This is a genomic window from Paenibacillus sp. GbtcB18 (assembly GCF_019091125.1).
Taxonomy (GTDB): domain Bacteria; phylum Bacillota; class Bacilli; order Paenibacillales; family NBRC-103111; genus Paenibacillus_F; species Paenibacillus_F chitinolyticus.
In genome coordinates this window covers 1-265 of the sequence record NZ_JAGXJX010000418.1, presented here as the reverse complement: position 1 = coordinate 265, position 265 = coordinate 1, and the positions used below count along the sequence as shown (strand labels likewise).

The window sequence follows — 265 nt, the reverse complement described above, 5'->3', positions numbered from 1 at the left end:
GCCACGGGCCTGCGGTCGGACCCCCTTCGTTTGCGGACCGCATAACCCCCCCCCTCCAGCTTGTCGCACAGCGCCGTCACGGCGCCGGATGTAAAATCCCACTGCTCCGCTAGCTCGCCCAGCCGCTGCTCTCCTTGACTATGAATAGAGTCCAGGATGAGCATCCCCGGCAATGCGATACCTTCGACGGAAATTTTGTCGCGCTCCTTCACAAATTTGCGTACCAGCCTGCGGAAGAGCCAGTCAGCCCCTTCGTATAACGCCC

Annotated in this window: 1 protein-coding gene; it reads right to left on the bottom strand. The window is 61.1% G+C overall.

All coding sequences use genetic code 11. The features are described 5' to 3' along the window. A partial coding sequence (locus tag KVT34_RS30375; protein WP_217563305.1) for a MarR family winged helix-turn-helix transcriptional regulator occupies positions 1-265 on the bottom strand: 265 nt, incomplete at both ends.